Genomic DNA, 22,958 nt, shown 5'->3' on the forward strand with positions numbered 1-22,958 from the left:
CGTCACTGCAGCGTGACCTGCGGTGGAATGGTCGTGGGTGGACTGAAGAGGAACGCGGCCGCGTCCTCGCGCATCGGGCCGCCGATCGCGCTCGACAGGAACGTGTCGATGGCGGTGCCGTGCGGGACGCAGAACCCGGTCGTACCCCCGGCGCCGTCGGCCTTCGTGTAGAGCGTCGTCGTCGTCGCCAGGCCGGCGAGGTCCACGAGCAGGTCGCCGTAGGGCAGCGGGCGCCCGTTCACGACGGTCGTCAGGTTGGGCACCACCTGATCGCAGTTCGCGAGCTGGCCGAAGACCTCCGCCGTCGGGTGGACCATCCCCGTGCCGCCGAACCCGCTCGGCGCCGCGACGAGCAGCGGGCTCGGGAGCTTCGACCGGACGTGGGCGGCGTAGTTCACCGGCTCGGCGGGGTCGATGATCCACTTCGCGAGGATCAGGGTCTGGAGGTAGCGGGCCGCGACGTTCGGGTCGGTGGCGATCTTCGAGCGATCGATGCCGAGGCCGAGGAAGAGCGCGTCCACGTCCTGCGCGAAGGCGGGCGCGGTGGTGAACACGTCGACGAGCGGACCGCCCGGCGCGTCGAGGACGCCGCGGGCGAAGCGCGGGTTGGTGGCGAGGAGCGGGCCGCCGCTGATGCCGCCCAGGGAGAGCCCCTGGAAGTAGACGGCGGTCGGATCGACCGTGACGCCCTTCGCCGCGAGCGCCTCGACGACGGCGTTCGCCGCGGGCTGCGGGAAGCCGGACGCCGCGGGCGGTCGGGCGAGGGCGAGGATCAGGGCCGCCTCGTCGACGAGCATCTGGCGGAAGCCGTCCCGGATCCGGAAGAAGTTCGCCGTGAGGAAGTAGTTGCCCGAGGCGACGGTGCTGAGGTTCGCCTCGCGGAGGTGGCCGACGGTGCAGGTGCCGGGCGGGATCGCGTCTCCCTGGCCTGCCTTGGCCTGATCCGGCGTGCACACGCCGTCGGCGGTGCCGTCCGTGGTGCAGTCGGAGTTCTGCGCGCAGAACGCGCGCTCGCCGTGGTAGGGCGCGTCGATCGCCGCGACCACGAAGCCACGCCTCGCGAGCGACTCGGCGACGGCGAGCATCTGGAGGCGGCTGCCGTTCAGGGCGTGGTGCCAGACGACGAGTGGAGCGCTGCAGGGCGCGCTCGCGGCGCAGCCGCTGGGCAGGGCGACGAGGACGGGGATCCCGGTGGGCGTCCCGACGAGGTTCCCGGAGGCGTCGACTCCGAAGGCGCCGGTGGCCGGGTCGATCGCGTCGAAGGTGGTCAGGGTCGCGGTGAGGAACGAGACGTCGGGGAAGAAGGACGCCGGGAGGCCGAGCGCCGCGGTCGGGTCGAACGCCGCCGCGTTCGTGGTGGTGAAGAACGCGCTGTCCGCCGGGTTGCCGTCGCCGTTCGGGTCGTAGGGGAAGGCCGAGAGCTTCACGCTCGCGTCGGTGACGGTCTGGGTCTGGACCGTGTACGCCATCACCACGTCGTCCGCGGTGAGGCTCGAGCCGGTGAGCGCGCCGACGTTCGTGACGAGCGGCATCAACCCGGCCCGCATCGCGGCCAGCCCGGCCGCGTCGGCGTCGGAGACGTTGGGGATCTGCGACCTCCCGCTCGCGTCCACGAGCGGGGTCGTGAAGGTGAAGACGAGGTTCGCGAGCGTGCTCCGCACGAGCGGGTTGCCCGCGAGGTCCTTCACGCCGCGCGTGACGACGACGGCGTAGTTCTTCTTCTCCTTCAGCGGCGGGACCATCGCGGTGACCGTCGGCGAGACGGGCACCGGCACGCCGGGCTGGAGGCCGATGGCAGTGGTGGCCTGCCGGGTCGCCCCGCCCACGGTGACCGCCTGGTTCAGGTCCGGCGGCTGGATGAGGATCTCGGCGGTGCCCGGCGCCCCGGCCGCGACGGCGGTCGCCACGTCGCGGAGCATGCGCGGGGAGCCGGTCGCCGGGTCATCGGGGAGCTCGAAGAGGAAGACCGTCTGGTTCGTGATGGTGGCCGCGTCCACCGGGCCCGAGAGCGGCGAGAGGACCATCCCGGTGGTGGAGAACCCGTCGAGCGTGGCGAGCCCGGCGGCGGCCGGCCCGAACGCCGGGACGTTCCTCACGAAGAAGCGGTTGGTCGTCCCCGGAACCGGGCGCGTGCCGTCGAGGAGCAGGTTCGAGGGGAGCGGGATCTGCCCGGAGCCGGCGTCGGTGAGGGGCGTCACGGCGAGCGCCGGCGCGATCCCGAACGTGGCGATGCTGGCGGTCTCGGCGTGCGGGAAGGCGGCGTCCACCGCGGCGAACGCGGGCGGGATCCGGCCGGTCAGGCAGCCGATGTTCATGGCCTCGCACGGCGCCCAGGTCTGCGCGCCGACAGTGCCGGTGGGCGCCCAGTCGAGCGGGCTCCACAGCGCCGCGCGGAGGGCCTCGAGCTGTGCGACGAGATCCGGGGTGGCGCCCGTGGGCTGGTTCTCGACCTTGCTGAGATCCTTGTTCGGGATGGTGAGGGCGAGGGCGGTGTCGGGCGCGACGGCGATCCCGTCCGTGGTCTTCACCCCCTGCGCGCCGCCCCGGAGGGCGAACACGTAGCGGCCCGGCGCCCAGCGCCGGCTCCCGCTCGCGTCGGCCTTCTTCCGGATCACGATCGTGCCGGGCGCGGCGGGGCCGGCCTCGGTGTCCACCACCACGGCCGTGCCGCCGTCGATCCTGAGCACCGCCGCGGTCTGCGGGGTGATGGTCGCGACGTTCACGGTCGGCGCGGGCGCGACGGCGCGGTAGGTGTTGGTCGCCGCGTCGAACGCGAGCGCCTTGATCGGGACGGTGATCGCGACCTCCTGGTCGCTCGGGAAGCCGCCGCGCTCGACGAAGGACCGGAGCAGCTCCTTCTGCGTCCCGTCCGGGAGCGTGGGGACCGCCTGGAGCGCGAGGTCGTTCGGGGTCGGGATGTCCGGCGACGAGAAGGTCGCGATGACCACCTGGTTCGGCGGATCCTGCTCCACGTTGCGGCAAGCCGTGACGAGGAGGACGAGCGCGAGGGTCAGGGATGTCTTGGTGCGAAGCGCCATGCGGCCTCCGAGGTGAAGCACCAAAGGTGAAGCAAGCTGTATGGGGGGAGCCCCGTCCTTCATCTTCCCGCCGCGGGGTGAAGTCAAGGAGGGCACCCCCGACCCAGAGTCACCGGCGCTCGGCCTCGCTTTGACGCGACGCGTGCTCGCGCCGGCGGCGCGGCGGGTGGTACGCGGACGCACCACGCGCGCCACCCGGATTGGCGACCCGCCCGGGTCCGGCTACCATCGGCGGCCGCGCGAGCTCCGCCGGACGCCGGGGGGTGGCGCCGCTCGTTCGACTCACGGGAGATCCCATGATCCGACGCCTCGCCGCGCTCTGCCTCGCCCTTCCCCTCGCCGCGGCCGCCCAGACCTCGCCCTCGCCCGAGCCCGCGGCGCCCGCCGCCCAGCCGCCCGCCGCGTCCGGCGCGCCGGCGGCGGAGCCGGCCGCAGCGGCCGCCCCCCCGCGGAGCCCGGGCGTGACCTTCGAGTGGGGAGGCTGGTTCCAGACGCACGCGTGGCGGACGTTCGGGGGCGTGAACGCGAACGGAACCGGGAGCACCGACCTGCCGCTGTTCGCGGTGCAGGGGCGCGACACGGCGGGCGTCTCGGTGCGGCAGAGCCGGATCCGCGCCGCGGTGGGCCTCCCCACCGACGGGCTGCTCCGCGGCGCGAGCGCGAAGGGGCTGGTGGAGGTGGACTTCATGGGCCCGGTCGCCTCGGACGACGCGTCGCTCCCGGCGGTGCGCCTCCGCCACGCCTGGATGGCCGTCACGTGGAAGGAGCTCGCGAACCTCACCTTCACCGCGGGACAGACCTGGTCGCTCTTCGGGGGCCCGAACGTCGCCCTCTCGCTCGCCCACGTCGCCGTCCCGCGCTTCGCGGGGGCGGGGTACCTGTATCGCCGCGCGCCGCAGCTCCGGCTCGGCGCCGAGACCTCCGGCCCGGTCGTCCTCTCCGCGCAGGTCGCCGCGCTCGCCCCCTACGACCGGCCGAAGTCCGCGGGGGTCCTCGTCGGCGAGCGCTCCGGCTTCCCGGACGTCGAGGGGCGCGTCGCCGTCGCCGTCCGGCCCGGCGGGAAGCCGCTCCTCGAGGTCGGGGCCTCCGGCCGCTACGGGCGCGAGGTCTACTTCCTGGACGGCGCGGGCCGGGACGAGACCGTCGAGGGCTGGGGCGCCTCGGTGGACGCCCGGGTGGAGGTCCCGCACCTCACCGTGATGGGCGCGGGCTTCATCGGCACCGCGCTCGGCGCCTACCAGAGCGTCGCGCCGGAGGTGAGGTTCACCACCGACGGCGCGGTCGCGCCCGCCACCCCGAAGAGCCTCGCGGTCTCGGCGGTGCGGAGCATGGGGCTCTGGGTGCAGGGGGTGGTCACGCCGATCCCGGTCCTGCAGGGGTTCGTCGGCTACGGCATCGAGGAGCCGCGCGAGGCGGACCTGCCCGCCACCGCGACGGTGGTGAACCGCAACCAGCAGGTCTCGGGCGGCGCGATCCTGTCGCTCACCAGCCGCTGGCGGGTGTCCACCGAGGTGACCTGGTACCTCACCAACACCCAGGACTGGTTCCGGCGGAACTCGACGCAGGTGGAGCTCGGGTCGCTGTACGCCTTCTGACGGGAGGCCCGGAGAGGGCTGCGGGCCTCCCGCTTCTACGCGACCGCGGCCTTCCGGTGGTCGATCACCCGCCGGGCCTTCCCCGGGGAGCGCTCGAGGGCGCCGGGCGCGACGAGCTCGATCGACATCCGGATCCCGGTCACCGCATGGATCTCGCGGTCGATCCGGTCCTTCAGCTCGATCATCTGGCGCATCTCGTCGCGGAGGTCGCCGGGGCGGAGCTCGACCTTCACCTTCACCTCGTCGAGCGCGCCGGGGCGCGAGACCTCGATGAGGTACTGCGGCGCGGTCCCGTCCACCCGCAGCAGCGCCTCCTCCACCTGCGACGGGAAGACGTTCACGCCGCGGATGATGAGCATGTCGTCGGACCGGCCCACCACGCGCCCCATCCGCACGCCGGTCCGGCCGCAGGGGCAGGGGCGGCGGTCGAGGGCGGCGAGGTCGCGCGTCCGGTAGCGGAGGACCGGGGTCGCCTCCTTGGTGAGCGAGGTGATGACCAGCTCGCCCACCTCGCCCTCGGGCACCGGCTCGAGCGTCTTCGGGTCGAGGCACTCGACGATGAAGTGATCCTCCTGGACGTGCATCCCCTCGCGCACGCCGCACTCGCCCGCGACGCCCGGGCCGATCACCTCGGAGAGGCCGTAGTTGTTGAACGCGAGGATCCCCAGGGACCGCTCGATCTCCTGGCGGAGCTCCTCGGTCCACGGCTCCCCGCCGAAGTGGCCGAAGCGGAGCGCGAGGTCGTCGGGCCGGAGCCCCTCCGCCGCCGCCACCTCGCCGATGTGCAGGGCGTAGGAGGGCGTGCAGATGAGGACCTGGGCGCCGAGGTCCTGGATGAGCCGCACGTGACGCGGGGTGTTCCCGCCGCCGGCGGGCACCACCGCGGCGCCGACCCGCTCGATCCCGTAGTGCAGGCCGAACCCGCCGGTGAAGAGCCCGTAGCCGAACGCGACGTGGACGGTGTGCTCGGGGCGGAGCCCGCCGGCCACCAGGAAGCGGGCGACGAGGCCGGTCCAGGTGTCGAGGTCCCTCCGCGTGTAGGCGACGAAGGTCGGCCGGCCGGTGGTCCCCGACGAGCCGTGGATCCGGACGACCTGCTCGCGCGGCACCGCGAGGAGGCCGAGGGGGTAGTTGCGGCGGAGGTCGTCCTTCACCGTGAACGGGAGGCGCCGCAGGTCGTCGAGCGATCGGATGTCCGCGGCGGACACCCCCGCCCGGCCCAGGGCCTCGCGGTAGGACGGCACGCGGGCGGCGCGCTCGACGGTCTCCTGGAGGCGGCGGAGCTGCAGGGCGGAGAGCTCGTCGCGCGGGAGCGCCTCGGCGGGATCGTAGAGCCGGTTCTCGAACCCCGGGGGGAGCGCCCCCCGGGCGACGATCGATGAAGAGGCCATGGTCTAGCCCGCCCGCGCGAAGAGCTCGGCGGGCGAGACGAGCCGGACGCCGTGCTGCTGGAGGAGGCTCGCGGCCTTGGCGGGGTCCTCGAGCCGGAAGAGGAGGGTCGCGTACCGGCCGCGCTCGCGCGTGGCGAACGGGTACATGTACTCGATCCCGAGCCCCGCGTTCTCGAAGGCCTCGAGCACCGAGGCGAGGCCGCCCGGCCGGTCGGGAACGTCCACCGCGAGGACGTCCGTCACGTTCACCACCACGCCCGCGTCCTCGAGGACCGCGCGGGCGCGGTCGGTGTCCTTCACCACCAGGCGCAGGATCCCGAACTGGTGGGTGTCCGCGAGCGACATGGTGAGGATGTCGATGCCGGCGTCCCCGAGGACCTTGGCCGGGATGCGGAGCTGGCCGGGCTTGTTCTCCAGGAAGAGCGACAGCTGACGGATCTGCATTCGGCGCCTCCCGCCTCAGATGTTCCGCTGGTCCACGACCCGCTTCGCCTTGCCCTCGCTCCGCGCCAGGGTCTTCGGCGCGACGAGGGTCACCTTCACCCGCAGGCCGATCACGTGATCGACGGCGGTCTCGAGCTCGTGCTGCAGGGCCTGGAGGCCGCGGATCTCGTCGGAGAAGAACCCGGCGGTGACCTCCACCTGCACCTCCATCTCGTCGAGCCCCTTCTCGCGGGTGAGGACGATCTGGTAGTGCGGGAGCGTCCCCTCGACCTGGAGGAGCGCGGTCTCCACCTGCGACGGGAACACGTTCACGCCGCGGATGATGAACATGTCGTCGGAGCGGCGGCCGATCCGGCGGATGCGGCGGAGGGTGCGGCCGCAGGGGCAGGGCTCCGCCTGGAGCGCGGTGATGTCGCGCGTCCGGTAGCGGATCATCGGCATCGCCTCCTTGGAGAGCGTGGTGAGGACGAGCTCGCCCTCGACGCCGTCCGGGAGGACCTCGCCCGTCTCCGGGTCCACGATCTCCGGGTAGAAGTGGTCCTCGAAGACGTGCAGGCCGTCGCGGTGGACGCACTCGACGCCGACGCCCGGGCCGATGATCTCCGAGAGCCCGTAGATGTCGTGCGCGCGGATGCCGGCCTCCGCCTGGATGTACTCGCGCATGCCGTCCGACCAGGGCTCGGCGCCGAACACGCCCACCCGGAGCTTCCCGAAGCCGATCTTCGCGTCGCGGGCCCGCTCGATGAGGTGGATCATGTACGAGGGCGTGCAGCAGATCGCCGTGACGCCGAAGTCCTGCAGCACCATGAGCTGCCGCTCGGTGTTCCCGCCCGAGATCGGGATCACCGTCGCCCCGAGCGCCTCGCCGCCGTAGTGGGCGCCGAGCCCGCCCGTGAAGAGGCCGTAGCCGTAGGCGTTCTGGAGGACGTCGCCCTTGCCGAGGCCGGCGGCGGCGAGGGCGCGGACCATCACGCTGGTCCAGACCTGCAGGTCGGCGGCGGTGTACGCGACGACGATGGGCTTGCCGGTCGTCCCCGAGGAGGCGTGCAGCCGGACCACCTCGTCCATCGAGGAGGCGAAGAGGCCGAAGGGGTAGGTGTCCCGGAGGTCGGCCTTCACCGTGAAGGGGAGCCGCGCGAGGTCGGGGAGCCCCTTCACCGCGTCGGGCCGGAGGCCGCGCGCCTCCATCCGCTGCCGGAAGAGGGGGACCTTCTCGTACGCGCGCCGGACCACCTTCTGGAGCCGCTCGAGCTGGAGCTTCGCGAGCTCGCGGCGCGGGAGGAAGTCCGGCGCGCTCGCCGGGTGGAACGCGACGCCGGCGTCGCTCCGCTGGGTGTTCACCTGGGACCTCGTCACGTGTTCGCTGCGGGTGAGGACTCGGCGCTAGGGGTTCGGCCGCGGGAGCGCCGTCTCGCGCCCGAGCCGGAAGGCGGCCTCGTTGAGCGCGTGGAGCCGCTCCGGGAGGGCCGCGTGGATCGCCGCGCGCCAGGCCTCCTCGGGGAGGTCGAGCGCGCGGGCGAGGATCCCGAGGAGCGCCACGTTGAGGCTCTTCTTGTTCGGGAGCCGGGCCTCCTCGATCGCGTCCGGCGGGACGAGGAGGCCGCCCGCGCGGAGCAGGGAGCGCGTCACGGCGATCTCGGAGGGGTCGAGGACCACCAGGAAGTCCGCCTCGCCCGGCGTGATCATCGGCGAGAGAACCTCGTCGCCGAAGCGGACGTCGGTGGTGACCGACCCGCCTCGCTGGCTCATCCCGTGGATCTCGGCCTTCTTCACGTCGCGGCCCGCCCGGAAGGCGGCGTCGGCGAGGATGTCCGAGGCCTTGATGACGCCCTGGCCGCCGACGCCGGCGAGCACCACGTTCACGATGCGGCTAGACATTTCCGGCCTCCACGCCCGCCGCGCGCTTCGCCTCGGCGGCCTGCTCGTACCGGCGGATGTTCGGCGCCGCGAGGATGCACGGCCGGCGGGCGACGATCACGGAGAGGACCGGCGCGGCGAGCCGCTCCGCGAGGAGCTTCTCGAACGCGGCCGGATCGGCGACCGGGTCCACCACGTCCACGCTGCGGACCCCGACCGCGCGGGCGAGCCCCTCGATCGAGACCTTGGTCGTCGGCTCGTGCGCGAGGGTGCGCCCGGTGCCCGGGTGCTCCTGCTGCCCCGTCATCGCCGTCGTGCCGTTGTCCAGGACGATCAGGACGTGGCCGGTGGGGGGCGGGTTGTAGACCATCTCGACGAGGCCGCTCAGGCCGGAGTGGACGAAGGTCGAGTCGCCGATGATGGAGACGACCCGGCGCGCCTCCTGCTCCGGCAGGACGTGCCGGAGCCCGAGCCCCATGCCGACGGACGCGCCCATCGCGACGCAGGCGTCGATCCCCTGGTACGGCGGGAGGACGCCGAGCGTGTAGCAGCCGATGTCGCCCGCGACGATGCAGTCGAGCTTGTGGAGCGCCGCGTAGACGGGGTGGTACGGGCAGGCCGGGCAGAGCGCCGGCGCCTTCCCCTTGGGCGGCTCCGGCTCGGGCCGGGGGTCGCGCGCGAGGATCCGCCGGACCCGCTCGACCGAGAGCTCGCCGAAGCGGAACGCGGCGGGCTTCCCCTCGACGGGGATCCCGGCGGCGCGGATCGCCACCTCGAGGATCGGGTCGCCCTCCTCGACCACGACGCAGCGCTCGACGCTCCCGGCGAAGGCCCGGAGCTTGTCGATGGGCAGCGGGTAGACGGTCTTGAGCTCGAGCAGGCTCGCCTCGGGCGCCGCCTCGCGGACGTGCCGCGCGGTGACGCCGGAGGTGATCACGCCGAGCGCCTTCGAGCCCTCGCGCCACACGTTGAGCGGGGAGGACTCGTTGTAGATGCGGAGCCCCTCGAGCTTCTTGCGGAGCGCGCGGTGCGCCGGGCGCGCGTAGGCGGGGATCATCACGCGCGCCTTGATGTCGCGGACGAACGCCGGCGCCTTCGGGGCGGGGAGCCCGGCCCGGCGCGCCACGATGGACTTCGAGTGGCAGACGCGGGTGGTCATCCGGAGGATCACCGGGAGCTGCCAGCGCTCGGAGAGCTCGAACGCGGCCAGGGCCAGATCGTAGGCCTCCTGCGAGTCGGAGGGCTCCAGCATCGGGAGGCCGGCGGCCTCGGCGTAGTGCCGGTTGTCCTGCTCGTTCTGGGAGGAGGCCATCCCCGGATCGTCGGCCGAGACGATCACGAGCCCCCCCTGCACGCCGGTGTAGGCCGAGGTGAAGAGCGGGTCGGCGGCCACGTTCAGGCCGACGTGCTTCATCGTGACGAGCGCGCGGGCGCCGCCGAACGCGGCGCCGAGGGCGACCTCGAGCGCGACCTTCTCGTTGGGCGCCCACTGCGCCCGTCCCCCCAGCGTCGAGAAGGTCTCGAGGATCTCGGTGGACGGGGTGCCGGGGTAGCCGGTGCCGAGGTGGACCCCGCCGTCCTTCGCCGCTGCGGCGACCGCCTCGTCGCCGGAAAGAAGCCGCCGTTCCATCGCTGGGGAACTCTCCTCTCGTGGTCGAACCCGGCCGCCGCGGCGTGCAGGGGACCCGGCTCGACCAGGCGGTCGGAGCCGGCGCTCGCAGCGCGAGGAGCCGAGGAAGCGGCATGATACCCGATGGGGCGGGGATTCCCAGTCCTGGGCGCACGGCGGGCTGGCGCGCGGGCGAGGGCGCGGCGGGTCGCCAGTCGAGCCCCCTTTGCCTCCTGCCGCGCCTCACCGCCCGCGGCTTCGCCGCCTGCGGCGGACCAGCACGACGATCGCGGCCACGACCGCGACGGCGAGGAGGATCCCGAGCTCCACCCGCCGGACGTCCGCCTTGGCCGCGGCGAGGTGGTCCCAGGAGACGTAGCCCACCGTGACGACGAGCGGGACGGAGACGAGGGCGGAGAGCCCGTCGGCCAGGGCGAAGATCGCGGGACGGACGCCATGGGTCGCGGCGAGGGCGTAGGCCGGGAGGCGGAGGCCGGAGAGGTGGCGCGACAGCGCCACCGTGATCATGGGGTGCCGGGCGAAGTGGGTATCGAGCCAGGCGCGGCGCGAGGGGGTGAGCACGCGGGCCACCGAGGCCCGGGAGAGGAGCGCCGGGCCGTGCCGCCGCGCGAGGGTGAACCAGAGCAGGTCGCCGGTCACGATCCCAGCCCACGCCACCGGGATCGCGATCCGGAGGCGGAGGTAGCCCTCGTGGGCGAGGACGCCGGCGACGAGCTGGACCGCCTCCTCCGGGATGGGCACCGCGAGCCCGCCCGCGACGAGCAGGGCGAAGATGGCGAGGTAGCCGAAGTGTTCGAGGAGCGCGGTGAGCATGCGGGCCGCGCGCCTAGTGCCGCTCCGCACGGAGCTCGAGGCGAATCATCATGACCGGTCAGCGGACGCGCGCCACTAGAAGTAAGCCAGCACGAGCCCGGTCACGTCGGTGTCCCGGGGCGTGTGGCGCCCCTCCACGGCGAGGGAGAGATCCCGCGCGAGGTGGACCCGCAGCGCGGCGGAGAAGGACCAGGTGGTCCGCGGCTCGGCGCCTGGCAGGTACCGCCAGCGGGCGTCCCCGAGGAGCGCCGCGGCGTCCCCGAGCCGGAGCCGGGCGAGGACCGAGGGTCCGACGCCGGGGCGGGCCCACGAGCCGCCCGCGCCGGAGAGCCGCGGCGAGACGAGGAGCTCGGTGTCCGCGGTGGCGAGGAGGTCGAGGGCTCCGCCGAGATCGCCGAGGGTGAGCCCGCCGCCGAACTCCGCGGCGCCGGCGAGGCAGCGATCGCAGCCCGCGTCGCGCACGGTCGTCGCGCCCAGGCGCATCTTCCATGAGGGGCGGGTGTCGAAGCGGTTCACCGGGTTCAGCGAGATCACCCGGACGAGCGAGGCGTCGTCCAGCTCGAGCCGCCGCTCGCGCGGCGCCCAGACGAGCCGGGTCGGCCCGAACTCGATCGAGGCGAAGGGCGGCTCGCCCTCGGGCGGATCGCCGAGGTCGTGCAGGGCGAGGCGGAGGTCGAAGGCCACCGTCCCGCCCTCCTCGCGGCTGCCGCCGCCGCCCGCGCCGAGCCGGAACGAACCGTGCCCGCGGTCGGGCCGGAGCCGCTCCGGCGTGGGGATCACGAGGGGCGCGCTCGGCCTCCGGAGGGCGGCGCGTCGCTCGAGGAGCGCCTGGCGGAGGCGGGCGGCCTCGGGGTCGGTGCCCTCGAGCAGGGCGCGGAAGTGGCGGAGGTCCACGAGGTCCGCCGCCGCGTCGAGGATCGCCGCCTGCTCGCCCGACGTGACCGCCGGGAGGGGAGCGCCCGCGTCGCGGGCGAGGGCCTCGACCGCCTCGAGCGCGCGGCCATCGAGCTCCTTCGTCCGGGCCTGGAACTGGGTGCGGATCGACGGTCGGTAGTGGATCTTCCGGACCAGGCCCGGGTTGCGGAACAGGGCCTTCACCGTGTCGGAGGGCAGGACCACGTACCGACCGACGTGGTCGAGCAGGTGCAGCCGGGGGACCGCCGCCTCGAGGGCGCCGAGCACGTGGTAGGCGCAGTTCTCGTCGAGGTACCAGTACTGGAAGAACGCGCCGCCGAGCTCCCAGATGTGCGCGGTGAGGAGCCGGACCTCCTCGGGCGAGAGGTCGAGGTCGTACTCCCAGAGATCGCGCGACTCGTACTCACCGTACTGCCGGACCTTGTAGTAGTAGGCGTAGTACTTGAACTCGCCCTTGAAGAGGCCGAAGAGCCCCTTGAACGCGTAGAGGACCGCGTTCTGGGTGTCCACGGTGGCGGCGTAGTCCACGCCGTAGTCGAGCAGCTCCTCGTGCTTCCCGGAGCGGGCCTCCGGCGCCTTGTCGAGCCGGAGCAGGGTGTGGCCGAACGCCGAGGAGGGGTTGTTCAGGTAGAAGGACGAGAAGACGAGGGTCGCGCCCTCCGGCTCGACGCGCCGGAGGAAGTCGTCGCGCCGGGGGCAGGGGCGCCGCGGCAGGCGGACCGGATCGAGGCCGAGCTTCGCGTCGAGGTAGAGGAAGCGCCCCGGGAACCGGCACTGCGCGTCGTCGAGCTCGTCCTTCGGCGAGGTGGCGTCGAAGAACCCGGCGAGGGTCGCCTCGAGCTCGGCGGCGGGATCGTACTGTCCGTTGCGCGCGCGGTAGAACGCCGGCGAGTCCACCTCGCTCTTCCAGCCGCCGAGGTAGCGCCCCCGCCAGTGGCCGAGCCGGAGCCAACCCGGATCCTTGGCGAGCCCGAGGGCGCGGGCCCGCGCGATCAGCTCGGGGAGGTAGGAGCGGTCCGGAGCCGCCGCGCCGGCGGCCGCGCTCGCCGGTGCCTTCGCCGACGAGCTCCCGGGCGCGCTGGCGCCCTCCACGGCGGGCGAGGGCGGCTGCGCCCCGGCGCGGAGCGGGACGAGCGGGGCGGCGACGAGGAGCGGGAGGAGGGCGAGGGCAGGGCGGCGCATCGGCCGGAGAGGGTAAACGAAGGGGAGCCCTCGCTAGAAGGCTCCCCGAAGATGTAACGAGGGCTGCGCCCTCGCCCCGCCGGCAGAGCCGTCGGGGCCCCACTCCTGCTGCGCGGGGCCCGTGACCGCTCGCGGCCCCCGCTTCGCGGGGGATCGCTCGCGGTCCCCGCGCGGAGGGGCGGCGCCCCTCCCCCCGCCTGCGGCGGGGTCCCCCCACCCTGCGCGCGGATTTCCGGCTACCTCGGCTGGCGCTCGGCCGTTTAGCTCCGCTGGAAGCAGCCGGCGCTCTTCTCGGTCTCGAGCGTCTGGAGGATCGCCTTGGTCACGTCCTCGTTCGAGGTCGCGTCGCTCGCGAAGATCGTCTTGAAGTTCTTCTGGAGGGCGGCGCCCACCGCGGCGGAGTCCTGGCAGGCGTTGATCACGGTGAGGGCGCCGATGGACTCACCCTGGCCGCGGGAGATGTCCTTCGCGAGCGCCTCGCGGTTCGCCTCGACGAAGTTCTGCGTGCCGGCGGCGAAGAGCCCGGCGCCGCAGTTCGAGGTGCCGGTGGTGATGCCGAAGGTCTGGCTCCCGACCGTGCCGTTGGTGGTCGCGGCGAGGATCTGGACCGCGCCCGGCGTGTCGCCGAACGCCATCGAGCCGAGGCCGCAGCCGGCGGCCCCGTAGCGGCCGGTCCCCCGGATGGCGGCCTGCGTCGAATCCGCGGCAGCGGCAGGCACGGCGAAGAGGACGGCGGCGATCGCGACTGCGAGCGAAATGCGCATGCTTTCTCTCCTGGGTTCGGTATCCACTGAGCGAGAACGATCGAGCGGGAAAACGATCCCCCGCCCGGATGAGCGGGGAGCTGGCTACCTACCTACCGCGCTCTCGTGCGAAGTGGAAGCGGGCAGGCGTCCCGGAGGGGGTGCGGCCCAGGCGGCCAGGTTTTCGGTTGCAGGACCGTGGCGCGCTGCGCAAGAGTCGAGGCGCTCGAATCACGGCCGACTCGCAAATCAGGGGATCCCCAAATGGCCCTCAAGATCCTGGTGACGGCGAAGCGCGTGGAAGACCCCGAGTCGAAGATCCGCGTGCGCCCGGATGGCGCGGGGATCGTGACGGAGGGTGTGAACTACAAGCTGAACCCCTTCGACGAGATCGCCGTCGAGGAGGCGCTCCGGCTGAAGGAGCGGCACGGCGGCGAGGTGGTGGTGGTCTCGATCGGGGTGGACAAGTCGCAGACCGAGCTCCGCGCCGCGCTGGCGATGGGGGCCGACCGCGCCATCCTGGTCCGCCACGACGGGCCGCTCGATCCGGCGGTGGTCTCCGCGATGCTGCAGAAGATCGTCGAGGCGGAGAAGCCGGACCTGGTCCTGATGGGCAAGCAGTCCATCGACGACGACCAGAACCAGGCCGGGCAGTACCTCGCGGAGCGGCTCCGCTGGCCGCAGGCGACCTTCGCCTCGAAGGAGGCGAGCCTCGAGAGCGAGGCGGAGCAGAAGAAGGACCCTGGCGTCGTCCTCGGCGCGGACGGCCGGTCCCTCACGGTCGTCCGCGAGGTGGACGGGGGCGTCGAGACGCTCGTCCTCGCGCTGCCGGCGGTGGTGACGACCGACCTGCGCCTCAACAAGCCGCGCTTCGCGTCGCTCCCCGGGATCATGAAGGCCAAGAAGAAGCCGCTCCAGGAGCTCGCCGCCGCGGCGCTCGGGGTGGACCTCGCGCCGAAGGTGGTGGTGAAGCGGCTGTCGGAGCCGCCGGCGCGCAAGGGCGGCGTGAAGGTGGCCGACGTCGAGGAGCTCTGGAAGAAGCTCCACGAAGAGGCGAAGGCCCTCTAGCCGCTCTCGCGAGCTCGAATCCTCGAATCAGGGAGAACGCCATGTCGAACGTCCTCATCGTCGCGGAGCACGGCGCGGGTGCGATCCGGAAGGCGACCCTCCACGCGCTCGCCGCCGGGCAGGAGATCGCGCGGCGGACCGGCGGGCAGGTGCACGCGGCCCTCCTCGGGAAGGGGCTCGGCCCGCTCGCCGCCGACCTCGCCGCGTACGGCGTCGAGGTGCACGTCGCCGACGCCCCCGTGCTCGAGCGCCCCCTCGCCGAGGCGTTCGCGCCGGTCCTCGCCGACCTCGCGAAGGCGATCGGCGCCACCCACGTCGGCGCCGCCGCGACCGCGTTTGGGAAGGACGTGCTCCCCCGGGTCGCCGCCCGGCTCGAGGCGGGGATGGCGACGGAGGTGCTCGGGTTCGGCGGCGACGGGGCGAACGTGACCTTCCGCCGGCCGATGTGGGCCGGGAACGTCCTCGCCGAGGTGGAGATCGCGACGGCGGTGAAGGTCTTCACGGTGCGGACCACCGAGTTCGCCCCGGCGCAGCGGGCGGCGGCTCCCGGCGCGGTGCACGCGGTGGCGGTCTCGATCGACCCCGCCGCGCTCCGGACGAGGCACGCCGGCTTCCGCGAGGTGAAGAGCGAGCGGCCGGAGCTCACCGAGGCGCGCGTCGTGGTCGCGGGCGGGCGCGGCACGAAGGGCGACTTCGCGCCGATCGAGGCGCTCGCCGACGCGCTCGGGGCCGCGGTGGGCGCGAGCCGCGCGGCGGTGGACGCGGGCTGGGTGCCGAACGACTGGCAGGTGGGGCAGACCGGCAAGGTGGTCGCCCCCGAGCTGTACGTGGCGGCGGGGATCAGCGGCGCGATCCAGCACCTCGCCGGCATGAAGGGCTCGAAGGTGATCGTGGCGGTGAACAAGGACCCCGACGCGCCGATCTTCCAGTTCGCGGACTACGGGCTCGTGGCGGACCTGTTCCAGGCGCTGCCCGCGCTCACGGCGAAGGTGAAGGCCGAGAAGTGAGCGCGGGCGTGGCCGTGGGTGGGGTGGAGGCGGGCGTGACCGAGGCAGACCTGGCCGAGCTCGGGGTCCACAGGATCCCGATGCCCGTGCCGTTCCCGCAGGCGGGCGGGGCGGTGAACGCGTACCTCGTCGAGGAGCGGGACGGCCGCGTCCTCCTCGTGGACGCGGGGCTCGACACGCCGGAGGCCCACGCCGCGCTCGAGGCGGGCTTCGCGCGGCTCGGCCGCCGCCTCGACGAGGTGAGCCGGATCCTCCTCACCCACGGGCACATCGACCACTACGGCGCCGCGCGGTTCGTCCAGGAGCGTGGCAGCGGGGCCCCGGTGTACGCGCACCCGGCCGACGTCGCGAAGGTGGCCGAGTCCGGCTGGCGCTGGCGCGAGCAGGTGCCGCTCTTCGTCGCGCACCTCGCGCGGCTGGGCGTCCCCGCGGACGCGATCGCGGCGCAGACGCGCGAGGGCGAGCGGGGCTTCGGGCTCGCCCGCCGGGTCGCCGAGGTCCGGCCCCTCGAGCCCGGGACCGTCGTCGAGACGCGGGCGCTCCGGCTCGAGGTGCTCCACATGCCCGGCCACACCCCGGGCCTCGTCTGCCTGTACGACCGCGCGCGGCGGCTCCTCTTCTCCGGCGATCACCTCCTCGAGCGGATCTCCCCGAACCCGCTCATCGAGCTCGGGCCGGACGGGCGCGACGGGTACTTCCGCCCGCTCCTCGCGTACCTCGACAGCCTCCGGCGGACGCGCGCGCTCGACGTCGACCTCGTGCTCCCCGGCCACGGCCGGCCGTTCGGCGGTCACCGCGCGGTGATCGACGCGCTGCTCGGGTTCGTCGAGAAGCGGCAGGCGCGCATCCGCGACGTCCTCCGGGACGGCCCGCACACGGCGTACGAGGTCTCCCGCGCCCTGTTCCCGGTGGCGCGGCCCGGCGACGGGTTCCTCGTCGTCTCCGAGACCATCGGCAACCTCGAGGTGCTCGAGGCACGGGGCGACGTGGTGCGCGAGGAGGCCGCGGGGATCTTCCGCCACCGGCTCGCCGGCTAGCCCCCGCTCGACAAGCCCCCGCACGCACGGCTAATGAGGAGGCATGCTCGACCTCTTCACCCGGCCCGAGACCTGGATCGCGCTCGCCACCCTGTCGGCGATGGAGATCGTCCTCGGGATCGACAACGTCGTCTTCCTCACGATCCTCGCCGGACGACTCCCGGTCGCCGAGCAGCCGCGGGCGCGCCGGGTCGGGCTCGCCTTCGCGCTCGTGACGCGGCTCGGCCTCCTCTTCGCGATCAGCTGGGTGATGGGGCTCACCCGCGAGCTCTTCGACGTGCTCGGGCGCGGAATCTCCGGGCGCGACCTGATCCTCCTCGTCGGGGGCCTCTTCCTCATCGGCAAGGCGACGTTCGAGATCCACGACAAGCTCGAGGTGGAGCACGCGGCGGAGGCGGCGCCGCGGCGGGGCCCGGGCGCGTTCTGGGCGGTGATCGCGCAGATCGCGGTGCTCGACGTGGTGTTCTCGCTCGACTCGGTGATCACCGCGGTGGGGATGGCGCAGCACCTCCCGGTGATGGTCGCGGCGATGATCCTCGCCGTCGCGGTCATGATCGTGTTCGCGGACGTGGTGGGGAACTTCGTCGAGCGTCACCCCACGGTGAAGATGCTGGCCCTCTCCTTCCTCATCCTCATCGGCGTGATGCTGGTCGCCGAGGGGCTCGGTCGGCACGTCGAGAAGGGCTACGTCTACTTCGCGATGGCCTTCTCCCTCGCGGTGGAGCTCCTCAACATGCGGGTGCGCAAGGCGGCGCAGCCGGTCGCGCTCCACCATCGCTTCGAGGAGGACGAGGCGAGCAGGGGCACGCCCGCGGCCTGAGCGCGCCGCATCCGAAAGCCCCCGCACCGGCGCTTCGACAGCGCGCCGGGGGCGCGCTACCGTCCCCGGCATGCGCCGCCCTTCCGCTCTCCTCGCCGCGTCCGCCGCGCTCGCGGCGTTCCTCTTCGCCGGGTGCCGCGCGATCCCGCCGTCCCCTGCGCCCGCGCCGGCGCGGACCCCGGAGAAGGCGCTCGAGGAGCTCGCCCCGGAGGCCTTCCCCGCCTTCTCGGACGACCTCGACTACGCCGGCCTGGACGAGGCGCTCGATCGCTCGCTCGTCGCCCTCGCGCGGCTCGCCCAGGCCGATCCCGGGCGCACCTTCGCCTTCGGCAGGGAGCGCGTCCCCCTCCGGCAGGTCCAGGCGACCCTCGTCCGCTTCCGCGAGCTCGTCCTCGCCCGCCCCACGCCCGCGGCGCTCACCGCGGCGCTCCGCCGCGAGTTCCGCGTCTTCCGCTCCACCGGCGACGGGACCGGGACGGTGCTCTTCACCGGCTATTACCTCCCGGAGCTCCGCGGCTCGCTCGTCCGCGAGGGTCCGTACCAGGTCCCGCTCCACCGCGCCCCGGACGATCTCGTCCTGGCCCGGGCGAAGGACTTCCCGCAGCTCTCCGAGGACCTCGTGGGGCGCGTCGAGGGGGGGCGGCTCGTGCCCTACCGGACGCGGGCGGAGATCGCGCGGGGCGCCCTCGACGGGAAGCGCGCCGAGCTCTGCTTCGTGGACTCGGAGGTGGACGCCTTCTTCGCGGAGATCCAGGGGAGCGGGGTCGTCCGCCTCCCCGATGGGACCGCCCGCGTCGTCACCTACGCCGGGAAGAACGGCCACCGCTACGAGGCGGTCGGCGCGGAGCTCGTCCGGCGCGGCGCGCTCCGCCGCGAGGACCTCTCGATGCAGGCGATCCGCGCCTGGCTCGCCGCGAACCCCGCCGCGCGCGACGAGGTCCTCGCCACGAACCCGTCCTACGTCTTCTTCCGCTTCGCCGACGCCGCGACCGGCGCGCTCGGCGTCCCGGTCACCCCGGACCGGACCGTCGCCGCGGACGCGCGGGTGTTCCCGAAGACCGCGCTCGCCTTCCTCGAGTCGGAGCGCCCGGTGGACGCGGCGAGCGCGGTGATGCGCCCCTTCTCCCGGTTCGTCCTCGACCAGGACGCGGGGGGCGCGATCCGGACGAGCGCCCGGATCGACGTGTACCTGGGCAGCGGCACCTACGCCGAGAACGCCGCCGGGCGGATGCGGCAGCCGGGTCGGCTCTATTACCTGCTGCTCCGCGAGCCGGCGCCGGGCGCGCCGACGCTCGCGGGGCGGCGGAGCGTCGTCCCCGCGGCGGCCCCGGCCCGGTCGGCCTCGCCGCTCCACAGATAGCGCCGCGGGCGAGGTCGCCGGGCGGTTCACCGGGGCCGGCCGGCAGGCGCGCCCGGCCGCCTTGCGTCACCCGGGCCGGTGGCCCGACCGCCCGCGCGGCGGCGCGGTCACGCGGCCCCGGGACGGTTGCGCCTCGAACGAAGTCCCCGTCCTGAGCCGGCCGGGCCCGACGCGGGGCCCGCGCTTTGGGCGCTGTCGGTCGCGAGGTGTAGAACGGCCGTCCGATGAGGCGGCCACCGATCGAGCTCCACCATGGCGAGCTGAGGGTCACCGGCTCGCTCCTCCACCTGGACGCGAGGCGCCGGGTCGAGTGCGCGTTCGTCTCGCACGCGCACGGCGACCACATCGGGCGGCACGACCGCACCATCGCCACCGCCGCCACCCTCGCCCTCATGCAGCACCGCCTCGGCGAGCCGAAGCGTCGCCCGACGGAGCGCCTCCCGGCGTCGTTCCGCGCGCCCTTCGGCCTCGGCGAGCTGACGCTCGAGCTCTTCCCCGCCGGCCACGTCCTCGGCTCGGCGCAGCTCCGGGTCACCCGCGGCGGGATCGCCCTCGGCTACACCGGCGACTTCTGCACCGAGCCGACGCACGCCGCCGAGCCGGCCGAGGTGATGGGCTGCGACGTGCTCGTGGTCGAGTCCACCTTCGGCCACCCGCGCTACGTCTTCCCGCCCAAGGAGGAGACGCTCCTCGCGGTGAGGAAGTTCGTGGACGACGCGCTCTCCGACGGCACCACGCCGGTGCTCCTCGGCTACGCGCTCGGGAAGGCGCAGGAGATCCTGAAGTACCTCTCCGACGCCGGCTACCCGTGCCGCGTGCACCCGGTCGTGCACGCCGTGAACAAGGTCTACGAGGCCCACGGCGTCGCGTTCCCCAACGTGAAGCCGCTCGGGCCGGAGGGGGCCCTCGCCGGCGAGGTGGTGGTCTGCCCCCCGCACCTCGCGTGGAGCCCCGCGATGCGCGGTGTCCGGCGGCGCCGCACCGCGATCCTCACCGGCTGGGCGATCGACGGGAGCCGCTCCTTCCGCGGGGTGGACGCCGCGTTCCCGCTCTCGGATCACGCCGACTTCCCCTCGCTCCTCCGGTACGCGAAGGCGACCGGCGCCAAGCGCGTGTTCACCGTCCACGGCCACGAGGACGAGCTCGCCGCCGCGCTCCGCAAGGAGGGGATCCGGGCGCAGCCGCTCCGGGAGGAGATGCAGCTCGAGCTGATCTGACGGCGTCCCGCGCCGGCCTACGTCCCCGTCGCCCGCTCCGGCTCGGGCGCGTCGCCGGAGAGCTCGAGGCCGTGCTCGCGCGCGATCAGCGCCTGCTCGGCGGCGCTGAGCTCCTCCTCGAGGCGCAGGTGGTCGTCCACGAGGCCGACGGCCGGGTCCCCGGGGGCGACGTCGAGCGCCCGCTGCTCCACCGAGGCCACGCTCTCGCCGAGGTTCTCGAGCCGGGCCGCGAGCGGCGGGTGCGAGTCGGTCGGGTGCGGCAGGCGCCGGTCGTCGAGCTGCACCAGCCGCGACGGCGCGACGTTCCGGAGGACGAGGTCGCCGAACTCCGCGGCGAGGTTCCGGAACGCCCGGTCTTCCTGGACGACGTCCAGCACCCGGTCGCAGACCGTCCCCCACTCGTCGGCGAAGGCGTGCACCTTGACCAGCGCGGCCGCCGCCGCGGCCTGCCCCGAGAGCCGCGCGCCGACCCGGTCCGCGGCGAGCTCGCGGTCACGGCTGACCGCGCTCTCGGCCCTCGCGAACGCCTCGTGGAAGAAGCCGAGGACCGCGATCGCGGGGATGACCGCGACCGCGGCGGACGTCGTGGTGCTGCCCGCGTGCCCGAGGCCGTCGAGGGCGAGGGTCGTCCCCCGGTAGACCGGGTAGAACTTGCGGCTGAACTGCGTGTCCTCGCCGACGAAGTGCCCGAGCTCGTGTCCGAGGACCGACCGGAGCTCCTCCACGGTGAGGATGCGCGCGAGGGTGAGCGAGACGTAGAGCGTCCGGCCCGTCACGCGCTCGTCGAAGGTCCGGACCGGCACCTCGGTGACGAAGAAGTTCGGCTCGAGCCCCACCACGACGTGATCCGGCGCGGCGGTCCCCAGCGCGCGGCAGGCCCCCTCCACCTCGCCCCAGAGCGTCGGGCACCGCTCCCGCGACACCGGCGCGCCGCGCGCCGCCGTCTCCACCGGCTTCACGAGGCCGAACGAGGCCCTGGCGACGGCGACCACGCCCAGGATCCCGCCGAGGCCGACGCCGGCGAGGAGCATCGGGTGGATCGCCTGGAAGAGGGCCGTCTCCGCGAAGTAGATCGCGGCCACGGCGAGGCACGCGTTCACCGCGATGAGCACGATGACGGCGAGGTTGGTGACGTGGAGGCCGGGCACGAAGGTGTACAGCAGCAGCCGCCGCCGCCGCGCGGCGACGCGGCCGATCACCCAGATCGCGAACAGCATCGCGAGCCCCAGGGCGGCGGCGCCCACCGCGCCGGCGATCATGAGCCGCTGCTCGCGAAAGGCGCCGCACAGGTCGTGGAGCGGACCGGCGAGCTCCGGGGTCCGGCACGCCTTCGAGAGGGTGAACGCCGCGCGCCGCGCGCCGTCCACCTCGGGATAGGCGCGCGCCAGCTCGGACTGCCAGGTCCGCTCGAACTTCCAGAGGAGCCCGTCGCCCACCGCGCCGGCGAGGAGCGGGATCCCGACCACCATGAGGAGCAGGTTCCGGAGCTGTCTCATCGCGCCACCCGCTTGCGTCGAACGTCGTGAGGCACACGATGCCGTCGCCGAGCGGGGGCACACGACGAGCGAGCAGCGCAGGGAGGAGTCTGCCCCGCGCAGGCAGGCAGCGTGCGCGGCAGCAGCTCGATGCGAGTGGGTGTCGCCATCAGTGTTCCCCCCCGGCGGTCGCGCCGCGGCGTTGACTGACCGTATCATGCGGGGTCGGGCTGCGCCTCGCCAGCGCAATCGCGCGGCGAGACGGTGGAGCAGGATTCCGGACATCCGCGCATCCGGGGGATCCCCGGGATCTGCTCCTCGGGGCGCGCGCGTGCTCCGGGCCGCGCGCTATCGCCGGTGCGCCGCGCGCACGCCCGCGATCCGCGTCGCGAGCTTCAGCGCCGCGATCATCGACGCCGCGCTGGCGGCGCCCTTCCCGGCGATGTCGTAGGCGACGCCGTGATCGGGGCTCGTGCGGACGATGGGGAGCCCGAGGGTCACGTTCACCGCCGGATCGCCGCCCACCGCGTCGAGGAGCTTCACCGGGATGAGCCCCTGGTCGTGGTAGAGCGCGACCACCGCGTCGAACTCGCCGAGCGCGGCGCGGAAGAACACGGAGTCGGCGGGGAACGGGCCGGCGGCGGGGGCGCCCGCCCGGGCCGCCCGCGCCAGGGCGGGGCGGAGGAGCCGGTCCTCCTCGTCGCCGAACCGGCCCTCCTCCCCGGCGTGCGGGTTCAGGGCTGCGAGGGCGACGCGGGGGCGCCGGAGGCCGAGGTCGTCGCGCAGCGCGCGGTGCGTGATCGCGAGCGTCTCGACGATCCGCTCGACGGTGAGGATGCGGCGGAGGCGCGCGAACGCCACGTGGTTCGTGACCAGGGCGATCTTGAGCCGCTCGCCCGCGAGCATCATCACCGAGCGCCGGACGCCGCAGTGCGCCTCGAGCCACTCCGTGTGCCCGACGAACCCGGGGAGCGCCCGGGCGACCTGCGCCTTCGAGACCGGCGCGGTGCACAGGGCGCCGGCGGCGCCGGCGCGGACGCACTCGAACGCGGCCTCGAAGTAGGCGAGCTGGGCGGCGCCGGCCTCCGGCACCGGCCGCCCCGGCCGGATCGCGCCGCGGGGGAGGCGCGTCACCGCGATCCGCGCGCCGCCCGGCGGGAGCGCGTCGCCCGGCGCGACGAGCGGGAGGCCGAGATCGCCGAGGTCGCGCTCGAGCACGCGCGCGTCGCCGAAGACGAGCGGCGTGAGCTCCCCGCGGAGCGCCGCGAGCGCCTTCGCGGTGACCTCCGGGCCGATGCCGGACGGATCGCCGAGCGAGATCGCGACGCGCGGCGGCGCCCCGGCGGCGCCCCGGCGGCGCCGGCCC

Annotated in this window: 18 protein-coding genes; 7 read left to right on the plus strand and 11 right to left on the minus strand. The window is 74.1% G+C overall.

All coding sequences use genetic code 11. The features are described 5' to 3' along the window. Positions 1–2 precede the first annotated feature (2 nt). The gene (locus tag MNZ27_RS03705; protein WP_242392683.1) at positions 3–3,038 is read right to left on the minus strand and encodes an Ig-like domain-containing protein; all 3,036 of its coding nucleotides are present in this window, start codon (positions 3,036–3,038) and stop codon (positions 3–5) included. A gap of 296 nt (positions 3,039–3,334) precedes the next feature. Here MNZ27_RS03705 and MNZ27_RS03710 point away from each other — a divergent pair, with 296 nt between their 5' ends. Next, positions 3,335–4,633 (plus strand): hypothetical protein, encoded by a 1,299-nt coding sequence (locus tag MNZ27_RS03710; RefSeq protein WP_242392684.1) that lies wholly within the window; start codon positions 3,335–3,337, stop codon positions 4,631–4,633. Between the two features lie 35 nt (positions 4,634–4,668). Here the strand turns inward: MNZ27_RS03710 and MNZ27_RS03715 are convergent, their stop codons facing one another. The 8 genes from MNZ27_RS03715 to MNZ27_RS03750 all read right to left on the minus strand — a co-directional run bounded on the left by MNZ27_RS03715 (position 4,669) and on the right by MNZ27_RS03750 (position 13,629). Continuing rightward, positions 4,669–6,024 (minus strand): phenylacetate--CoA ligase family protein, encoded by a 1,356-nt coding sequence (locus MNZ27_RS03715; RefSeq protein ID WP_242392685.1) that lies wholly within the window; start codon positions 6,022–6,024, stop codon positions 4,669–4,671. 3 nt (positions 6,025–6,027) lie between these two features. Continuing rightward, the gene (locus MNZ27_RS03720) at positions 6,028–6,468 is read right to left on the minus strand and encodes an amino acid-binding protein (protein WP_242392686.1); all 441 of its coding nucleotides are present in this window, start codon (positions 6,466–6,468) and stop codon (positions 6,028–6,030) included. A gap of 15 nt (positions 6,469–6,483) precedes the next feature. Next, positions 6,484–7,824, minus strand: coding sequence for a phenylacetate--CoA ligase family protein (locus tag MNZ27_RS03725; protein WP_242392687.1), 1,341 nt, complete (start codon positions 7,822–7,824; stop codon positions 6,484–6,486). 27 nt (positions 7,825–7,851) lie between these two features. Next, the gene (locus tag MNZ27_RS03730; protein ID WP_242392688.1) at positions 7,852–8,346 is read right to left on the minus strand and encodes an indolepyruvate oxidoreductase subunit beta; all 495 of its coding nucleotides are present in this window, start codon (positions 8,344–8,346) and stop codon (positions 7,852–7,854) included. After that, a complete protein-coding gene (locus tag MNZ27_RS03735; protein ID WP_242392689.1) occupies positions 8,339–9,955 on the minus strand; it encodes a thiamine pyrophosphate-dependent enzyme in 1,617 nt (538 codons plus the stop codon). Before MNZ27_RS03735 ends, MNZ27_RS03730 begins: the two co-directional genes overlap by 8 nt. A gap of 222 nt (positions 9,956–10,177) precedes the next feature. Further along, complete coding sequence (locus MNZ27_RS03740) at positions 10,178–10,768, minus strand: DedA family protein (protein ID WP_242392690.1); 591 nt, start codon at positions 10,766–10,768, stop codon at positions 10,178–10,180. A gap of 75 nt (positions 10,769–10,843) precedes the next feature. Then, positions 10,844–12,865 (minus strand): Lnb N-terminal periplasmic domain-containing protein, encoded by a 2,022-nt coding sequence (locus tag MNZ27_RS03745; RefSeq protein ID WP_242392691.1) that lies wholly within the window; start codon positions 12,863–12,865, stop codon positions 10,844–10,846. Positions 12,866–13,125: 260 nt separating this feature from the next. Further along, positions 13,126–13,629 carry a DUF3015 family protein gene (locus tag MNZ27_RS03750; RefSeq protein ID WP_242392692.1) on the minus strand — a complete coding sequence of 168 codons (504 nt, stop codon included), beginning with the start codon at positions 13,627–13,629 and terminating at the stop codon, positions 13,126–13,128. 243 nt (positions 13,630–13,872) lie between these two features. Between MNZ27_RS03750 and MNZ27_RS03755 the strand changes: the two genes are divergently transcribed. From MNZ27_RS03755 to MNZ27_RS03780, 6 genes are all read left to right on the plus strand, one after another. Then, positions 13,873–14,676, plus strand: a complete 804-nt coding sequence (locus MNZ27_RS03755) for an electron transfer flavoprotein subunit beta/FixA family protein (RefSeq protein ID WP_242392693.1) — start codon at positions 13,873–13,875, stop codon at positions 14,674–14,676. A 41-nt stretch (positions 14,677–14,717) separates the two neighbouring features. After that, positions 14,718–15,683, plus strand: coding sequence for an electron transfer flavoprotein subunit alpha/FixB family protein (locus MNZ27_RS03760; RefSeq protein ID WP_242392694.1), 966 nt, complete (start codon positions 14,718–14,720; stop codon positions 15,681–15,683). Positions 15,684–15,718: 35 nt separating this feature from the next. Then, on the plus strand, positions 15,719–16,720 hold the full coding sequence (locus MNZ27_RS03765; RefSeq protein WP_242392695.1) for an MBL fold metallo-hydrolase: 1,002 nt from the start codon (positions 15,719–15,721) through the stop codon (positions 16,718–16,720). A 43-nt stretch (positions 16,721–16,763) separates the two neighbouring features. Then, on the plus strand, positions 16,764–17,540 hold the full coding sequence (locus MNZ27_RS03770) for a TerC family protein (RefSeq protein ID WP_242392696.1): 777 nt from the start codon (positions 16,764–16,766) through the stop codon (positions 17,538–17,540). Positions 17,541–17,610: 70 nt separating this feature from the next. After that, the gene (mltA, locus tag MNZ27_RS03775; protein WP_242392697.1) at positions 17,611–18,900 is read left to right on the plus strand and encodes a murein transglycosylase A; all 1,290 of its coding nucleotides are present in this window, start codon (positions 17,611–17,613) and stop codon (positions 18,898–18,900) included. A gap of 224 nt (positions 18,901–19,124) precedes the next feature. Further along, entirely contained in the window at positions 19,125–20,117 is a 993-nt protein-coding gene (locus MNZ27_RS03780) for an MBL fold metallo-hydrolase (RefSeq protein WP_242392698.1), read from the plus strand. 17 nt (positions 20,118–20,134) lie between these two features. On the opposite strand, the gene MNZ27_RS03785 is transcribed toward MNZ27_RS03780, so the two are convergent. Both MNZ27_RS03785 and pdxA read right to left on the minus strand, forming a co-directional pair. Further along, positions 20,135–21,613 (minus strand): M48 family metallopeptidase, encoded by a 1,479-nt coding sequence (locus tag MNZ27_RS03785; protein WP_242392699.1) that lies wholly within the window; start codon positions 21,611–21,613, stop codon positions 20,135–20,137. Between the two features lie 327 nt (positions 21,614–21,940). Next, positions 21,941–22,912 (minus strand): 4-hydroxythreonine-4-phosphate dehydrogenase PdxA, encoded by a 972-nt coding sequence (gene pdxA / locus MNZ27_RS03790; RefSeq protein ID WP_242392702.1) that lies wholly within the window; start codon positions 22,910–22,912, stop codon positions 21,941–21,943. Positions 22,913–22,958: the final 46 nt, after the last annotated feature.

It is taken from the genome of Anaeromyxobacter oryzisoli, assembly GCF_022690765.1.
Taxonomy (GTDB): Bacteria; Myxococcota; Myxococcia; order Myxococcales; family Anaeromyxobacteraceae; genus Anaeromyxobacter; species Anaeromyxobacter oryzisoli.